7 protein-coding genes are annotated in these 6,777 nt (G+C 72.2%); 4 read left to right on the forward strand and 3 right to left on the reverse strand.

The window, feature by feature from the left end; all coding sequences use genetic code 11:
* Positions 1 to 81 precede the first annotated feature (81 nt).
* From ABT381_RS22170 to ABT381_RS22185, 4 genes are all read left to right on the forward strand, one after another.
* On the forward strand, positions 82 to 2,139 hold the full coding sequence (locus ABT381_RS22170; protein WP_351596981.1) for a phosphocholine-specific phospholipase C: 2,058 nt from the start codon (positions 82 to 84) through the stop codon (positions 2,137 to 2,139).
* A gap of 253 nt (positions 2,140 to 2,392) precedes the next feature.
* Positions 2,393 to 3,391, forward strand: a complete 999-nt coding sequence (locus tag ABT381_RS22175; RefSeq protein WP_351597004.1) for a PP2C family protein-serine/threonine phosphatase — start codon at positions 2,393 to 2,395, stop codon at positions 3,389 to 3,391.
* A 132-nt stretch (positions 3,392 to 3,523) separates the two neighbouring features.
* Positions 3,524 to 4,039: an NfeD C-terminal domain-containing protein gene (locus ABT381_RS22180; RefSeq protein ID WP_351596984.1), complete on the forward strand. Its 516-nt coding sequence runs from the start codon at positions 3,524 to 3,526 to the stop codon at positions 4,037 to 4,039.
* Between the two features lie 107 nt (positions 4,040 to 4,146).
* Complete coding sequence (locus tag ABT381_RS22185; protein ID WP_351596987.1) at positions 4,147 to 5,586, forward strand: flotillin family protein; 1,440 nt, start codon at positions 4,147 to 4,149, stop codon at positions 5,584 to 5,586.
* Between the two features lie 90 nt (positions 5,587 to 5,676).
* Here the strand turns inward: ABT381_RS22185 and crcB (ABT381_RS22190) are convergent, their stop codons facing one another.
* The 3 genes from crcB (ABT381_RS22190) to crcB (ABT381_RS22200) all read right to left on the reverse strand — a co-directional run.
* A complete protein-coding gene (crcB, locus tag ABT381_RS22190; protein WP_351596990.1) occupies positions 5,677 to 6,048 on the reverse strand; it encodes a fluoride efflux transporter CrcB in 372 nt (123 codons plus the stop codon).
* Positions 6,045 to 6,404: a DUF190 domain-containing protein gene (locus ABT381_RS22195; protein WP_351596992.1), complete on the reverse strand. Its 360-nt coding sequence runs from the start codon at positions 6,402 to 6,404 to the stop codon at positions 6,045 to 6,047. Before ABT381_RS22195 ends, crcB (ABT381_RS22190) begins: the two co-directional genes overlap by 4 nt.
* Positions 6,401 to 6,777, reverse strand: a 377-nt coding sequence (gene crcB / locus ABT381_RS22200; protein WP_351596995.1) for a fluoride efflux transporter CrcB, incomplete at its 5' end; no start/stop codon positions are given. The genes ABT381_RS22195 and crcB (ABT381_RS22200), both read right to left, overlap by 4 nt.

The raw sequence follows: 6,777 nt of genomic DNA on the forward strand, positions 1-6,777 counted from the left end.
TGCGTGCGCAGACGCCGCAAGAATTACTTCGCGCACCATGCGTCTCTCGTGCCCCCCACCTGACGAAGAGGTCACCCGCCCATGTCGCATCTGGACCGCCGCCGCTTCCTGCAACTCGCCGGAGGCACCGCGGCCTTCACCGCGCTGTCGGGCAGCATCGCCCGCGCCGCCGCGATCCCGGCACAGCACCGCTCCGGCACCATCGACGACGTCGAGCACATCGTCGTACTGATGCAGGAGAACCGGTCCTTCGACCACTACTTCGGCTCGCTGCGCGGCGTGCGCGGCTTCGGCGACCCGCGCCCGGTGAACCTGGCGAGCGGCAAGTCGGTCTGGCACCAGCCGGACGGCACGAAGGAGGTGCTGCCGTTCCGGCCGGACGCCGACGACCTGGGCCTGCAGTTCATCCAGGACCTCAACCACGACTGGGCGGGCAGCCACAAGGCGTGGAACAACGGCAAGTACGACCAGTGGATACCCGCCAAGTCGGCGACGACCATGGCGTATCTGACGCGCGAGGACATCCCGTTCCACTACGCGCTCGCCGACACCTTCACCATCTGCGACGCGTACCACTGCTCACTGATCGGCTCCACCGACCCCAACCGCTACTACCTGTGGTCCGGGTACACCGGCAACGACGGCAGCGGCGGCGGCCCGGTCCTCGGCAACGAGGAGGCCGGATACAGCTGGACCACCTACCCCGAGCGGCTGGAGAAGGCCGGCGTCTCCTGGAAGATCTACCAGGACATCGGCGACGGGCTCGACGCGAACGGCAAGTGGGGCTGGATCGACGACGCGTACCGGGGCACGTACGGCGACAACTCGCTGCTGTACTTCAACCAGTACCGCAACGCCAAGCCCGGCGACCCGCTGTACGACAAGGCCCGCACCGGCACGAACGTCAAGAAGGGCGACGGCCTCTTCGATCAGCTCAAGGCCGACGTCAAGGGCGGGAAGCTGCCCAAGATCTCCTGGATCGTGGCCCCCGAGGCGTTCACCGAGCACCCCAACTGGCCCGCGAATTACGGCGCCTGGTACGTCTCCCAGGTCCTGGACGCGCTCACCTCCGACCCCGAGGTGTGGAGCAAGACCGCGCTGTTCCTGACCTACGACGAGAACGACGGCTTCTTCGACCACGTCGTGCCGCCGTACCCGCCGTCCTCCGACTCCCAGGGCCGCTCCACCGTGGACGTCGGCCCGGACCTCTACAAGGGCGGCAAGGGGTACGCGGCGGGCCCGTACGGCCTGGGCCAGCGGGTGCCGATGCTGGTCCTCTCGCCCTGGAGCAAGGGCGGCTACGTCTGCTCCGAGACCTTCGACCACACCTCCGTGATCCGCTTCATGGAGCGCCGTTTCGGCGTCCACGAGCCGAACATCTCGCCCTGGCGCCGGTCCGTCTGCGGCGACCTGACCTCGGCCTTCGACTTCGCGCAGCCGGACACCCGGCCGGCCGACCTGCCGGACACCGAGGGCTACCGCCCGCCGGACGGTGACCGGCACCCCGACTACGTCCCCAAGCCTCCGGCCAACCCCTCCCTCCCCCGCCAGGAGAAGGGCTCCCGCCCGGCCCGCGCCCTGCCCTACGCCCCGCACGCCGACGGCTCGGCCGACGCCGCGGCCGGGAAGTACACGCTTACCCTCAGCGGCGGCGACAAGACGGGCGCGGCCTTCTACGTGACCGCGGGGAACCGCGGCGACGGCCCCTGGACGTACACCGCGGCGGCCGGCAAGCCGGTCACCGACACCTGGAACACCGCCTACTCCAAGGGCGTCTACGACCTCTCGGTCTTCGGCCCGAACGGCTTCCTGCGCGTCTTCAAGGGGCCCGGCAAGGCAGCGGGCCCGGAGGTGACGGCCCGCCACGACGCCACCACCGGCAATGTGAAGCTCAGCTTCACCAACACCGCCCGCTCCGACGTGGACCTCACCCTGGCCAACGCCTACGGCGGTCCCGACGAGACCTTCAAGGTCCGGGCCGGCGCCACCGTCACCCACACCGTCGACCTGCGCCCGAGCAAGCGCTGGTACGACCTGACGGTGACCTCCGAGGCCGATGCGACGTTCCTGCGCCGCTTCGCCGGCCATGTCGAGACCGGCGAGGCGGGCGTGAGCGACCCGGCGATCCTCACGGCCTGACGGGCACGTCCGGCACCGGACCGGGACACTCTTGCGTCGGTTCGGTAACGGTGGGGGAATTGTCTTGGTTCGGCTGTGCAAAAGTTGCTTAAAGTAACAATGAGATGGCCCTGGCTGATGCCGATCGCCGGGGCCGTCCGTACGCGAGGGGACTGACGAACGGGAGCGGGGGCGCGTGGTGACAGCGGGGCGGGTCGTGAAGGGGCGCAGGCACCCTGCCACCGTGGCCCTGGGCGCCCTCCCCTATGCGGTGATGGCCGTGGTCACGCTGGCCGACCTCACGGCCGGGCCGGCCGCCGGCTTCCTGCCGCTGGTCTCGCTCGGCCCGGCCTTCGCCGGGCTGACCGGCGGCCGGCGGCGCACGGCGCTGATCGGCGTCCTCTCCTTCGTGCTGCGCCTCGTCCTCGGGGTGTACGACGGGCTCTTCTCCGGGCGCCGGGGCTACACCGCCCTGCTCTCGGTCGCCGGGGTCACGGTCGCCGGCGTGGTGGCCGCGGTGATGCGGCAGCGCCGGGAGGCCGAGCTGGCGAACGTACGGTCCATCGCCGAGGTCGCGCAGCGCGTTCTGCTGCGTGCCGTGCCGCGCCGCGCGGGCCGGCTGAGCATGGCGGTCTCGTACACCTCCGCGGTCGCCGATGCACGGATCGGCGGGGACCTGTACGAGGTGGTGGCCTCGCCGTACGGCGTGCGGACGCTCATCGGGGACGTGCAGGGCAAGGGCCTGGAGGCGGTGGAGACGGCCGCGGTGGTCGTCGGCGCCTTCCGGGAGGCCGCGTACGACGAACCGGACCTGGCCGCCGTCGGCGCCCGGCTCGAACGCGCCCTGGAACGGCATCTGCCGGACGAGAAGTTCGTGACCGCGGTGCTCGCCGAGACCGGCGCGGGGACGATGACGCTGCTGAACTACGGCCACCCCGCGCCGCTGGTGGTCCGCCCGGACGGCGGGGTGGCCTACCTGGAGCCGCCGGGCCGCGCCCTGCCGCTGGGCCTCACCGCGCACGGGGAGGAGGGGCCGGAGCCGTACGACGTCGGGTTCGCGCCCGGCGACCAGGTGCTCTTCTACACGGACGGGGTCACCGAGGCGCGGGACGGCGGCGGTCGGTTCTATCCGCTGGACGAGCGCGCCGCGCTGCTCAAGGAACCGGACCCGCAGGCCGCCGTGGACGCCATCCGCGCGGACCTGGTGGCCCACACCGGCGGCCCGCTGCACGACGACGCCGCGATGCTCCTGGTGCGGTACCGCACGAGCTGACCCGGCCGCGCGCACGGTGACCCGGCATCAGAATTGCGTAAAGATTGCCGGGATCCGGCAATGACGTTTTCGGTGAGCAGCTGAAAACATGGCGTTGACCAGGAAAGAATGCGCAACGGGGGAGGTATTCCGATGGCCTGGTTTCTCGGTCTCGGCATCGCAGGCATCGTGGTGCTGGCCCTCTCGCTCGTCCTCGACGGGGTGCTGGAAGGGCTCTTCGGCGGCCTCGGCGTGCTCGACGGCCTCTTCGACGGGCTGCTGTCGCTGCCGGTGATCGCCGGATTCGTCTCGATGCTCGGCTTCGGAGGCGCGCTCGTACTGGGCACCACCGGCCTCGGGGCCGGCCCGGCCGCCGCGGCCGGCACCCTCGCCGGCCTCGCCGCCGGCTGGCTGACCTGGCGCGCCTGCCGGGCGCTGATGCGCGATCAGACCGTGGCGACCCCACGCGGGGACGACCTCGTCGGGACCGCGGGCTCGGTCGTCACCGCCATCCCGGCCGACGGCTACGGCGAGGTACTGCTGCGGCTCGCGGGCCAGCCGGTGAAGCTCGCGGCCCGCGGCGACGCGCCCATCGAGCGCGGCGCCGAGATCTGGGTCGCGGCCGCGCTGTCACCGACGTCGGTGGAGGTCCGCGCCGTCGAGCGCTGACCCCTGCGCACCGGACATCCACTCCCGCGTACTTCTCACCCACTGCGTACTTCTCACCAACCGAACCGATCTGCCGTCCGTCCTACGGGGGCAGGGGGGAATTCACCATGAGTCCAGTCCTCACGGCGGTGGCAGGCATCGTCGTCCTCGTCGCACTCCTCGCGCTGGTCGTCATCACGCGCTACAAAGTCGCCGGGCCCAGCGAGGCGTTCATCGTCACCGGCCGGCGCGGCAAGCAGTCCACCGACCCGGAGACCGGCCGGGTCTTCACCGACAACAGCGGCCAGAAGGTCGTGGTCGGCGGCGGCGTCTTCGTCGTGCCGTTCGTGCAGCAGAAGTTCACCCTCGACCTGTCCAGCCGGCACATCCCGGTCGCGGTGCGCGGCGCGGTGACCCTGCGCGGCGTGAAGGGCAACCTCGAAGGCGTCGCGATCGTCAAGGTCGGCGGCACCGAGGACTGCATCCGGGCCGCGGCCCAGCGGTTCCTGCAGCAGCAGGACGAGATCGTCGGCTTCACGCAGGAGGTGCTCTCGGGCGCGCTGCGGGCCATCGTGGGCCGGATGTCCGTGGAGGACGTCATCCGGGACCGGGCCGCGTTCGCCGGGCAGGTCGCCGAGGAGGCCGAGGCCAGCCTGTCCGGGCAGGGCCTGGTGCTGGACGCCTTCCAGATCCACGACATCACCACCGAGGGCTCGTACCTGGAGGACCTCGGCCGCCCCGAGGCCGCCCGCGCCAAGCAGGAGGCCGACATCGCGGAGGCGGTGGCCCGGCGCGCGGCCGAGCAGGCCCGGCTGAAGGCCGAGGAGGAGATCGCGGTCGCGCAGCGGACGTTCGCGCTGCGGCAGGCGGAGATCAAGGCAGAGACGGACGAGGCAGCGGCGCGGGCCGACGCGGCCGGACCGCTCGCCGAGGCGGCGCGCCGCCAGGAGGTCCTCGCCGAGCAGGAGAAGGTCGCGCAGCGGCAGGCCGCGCTGACCGACCGCGAGCTGGACACCAAGGTGCGCAAGCCCGCCGACGCCGCCCGCTACCAGGCCGAGCAGGAGGCCGAGGCGCGCCGGATCGCCTCGGTCAAGGAGGCCGAGGCGGCCGCCGAGCGGGCCCGGCTCACCGGTGAGGGCGAGAAGGCACAGCGTGCGGCGCTCGCCGACGCGGTACGCCTGGAAGGCGAGGCGGAGGCCGCCGCGATCGGCGCGAAGGGCGCGGCGGAGGCCGAGGCCATGCAGAAGAAGGCGGACGCGTTCGCGCAGTACGGTGACGCGGCGGTGCTGCAAATGCTCGTGGAGGTGCTGCCGGAGGTGGTCGGCAAGGCGTCCGAGCCGCTGGCCGCCGTGGACAAGATGACCGTGATCTCCACGGACGGCGCCGGCCGGCTCCCCCGGGCGGTCGCCGACAACGTGGCACAGGGCGTCGAACTGCTCGGCTCCACGACCGGGATCGACCTCCCGGCGCTCCTCAAGGGGATCACCGAAGGCCGGGGCGCCCCGGTGCCGGCGCCGGCCAACGGCAGTACGGCCGCCGCCAACGGAAAGATCGACATCACCGAGTAGACCGGCGTCGGCGAGCAGACCGGCAAGAGCGAGTAGACCGGCATCTGCGAGCGGGACCCGCGCACAGGAACGGCCGCGGCGGTGGCGCTGTCACCACAGGGACTGCGCCACCGCCGCGCCCACGAAGGCGGAGCCGAGGCCGGCCACCACGCTCCCCGCCGCGTTGGCCACGGCGAAGAAGCGCGCGCCGCCCTCGGCCAGCCGCAGCGTCTCGTAGGAGAACGTCGAGTACGTGGTCAACGCGCCGCACAGGCCGGTGCCGAGCAGCAGCTGTACCTGGGAGGACGCCCCGCCGGCGGTCACCGCGCCGGTCACCAGCCCCAGTACCAGGCAGCCGACGACGTTGACGGTGAAGGTGCCCCAGGGGAACACCGTGTCGTGGCGGGACTGGACGGCCCGGTCGGTGAGGTAGCGCAGCGGGGCCCCGGCCATGGCCCCGACGATCACGAGCAGCCAGTTCACCGCGCACGGCCCCCTTCACCGCGGTCGCGGCCGGTGTACCGGACGACCTCGCACGCGTCGACGACGACCAGCCCCTCGCCGACCACCTCGTCCAGCTGCGGCAGGAAGTCCCGTACCCGGTCCTCGGCATCGACGATCACGACGGCCACCGGCAGGTCCTCGCTCAGGGACAGCAGCCGGCTCGTGTGGATCACCGAGGAGGCGCCGAACCCCTCGATGCCGCGGAAGACGGAGGCCCCCGCGAGGCCCGCACGGTGGGCCCGGTGCACGATCTCGGAGTACACCGGCCGGTGGTGCCAGGTGTCGTTCTCGCCGACGAGGACGGTGACGCGCAGGACGGAGCCGGTGAGCCTCACTGCTGCCTCCAGGAGATGACACGGCGGGTGCCTGCGGCGGCGGTCGACACCGCCACCAGGGCCGCGAGCAGGGTCAGTGCCAGATACGCCAGGCCGGTGGCGGCCGCCCCGTGCGCGACCAGGCGCTGGATGTCCACGGCGTACGTGGAGAAGGTCGTGAAGCCGCCGAGCACGCCGGTACCGAAGAAGGGGCGGAGCAGGCGGTGCGCGGACCGGGCCTCGCTGATCACGACCATGAAGACGCCGATGACCGCGCAGCCGAGCACGTTGACGGCCAGCGTCGTCCACGGGAAGGCGCCGGCGGGGGTGGGCCACAGGAGCGCGGCGCCGTAGCGCGCCGCCGCTCCGACGCCGCCGCCGAGCGCGACGGCGG

The sequence above is a fragment of the Streptomyces sp. NPDC000151 genome (genome assembly GCF_040301705.1).
Taxonomy (GTDB): Bacteria; Actinomycetota; Actinomycetes; order Streptomycetales; family Streptomycetaceae; genus Streptomyces.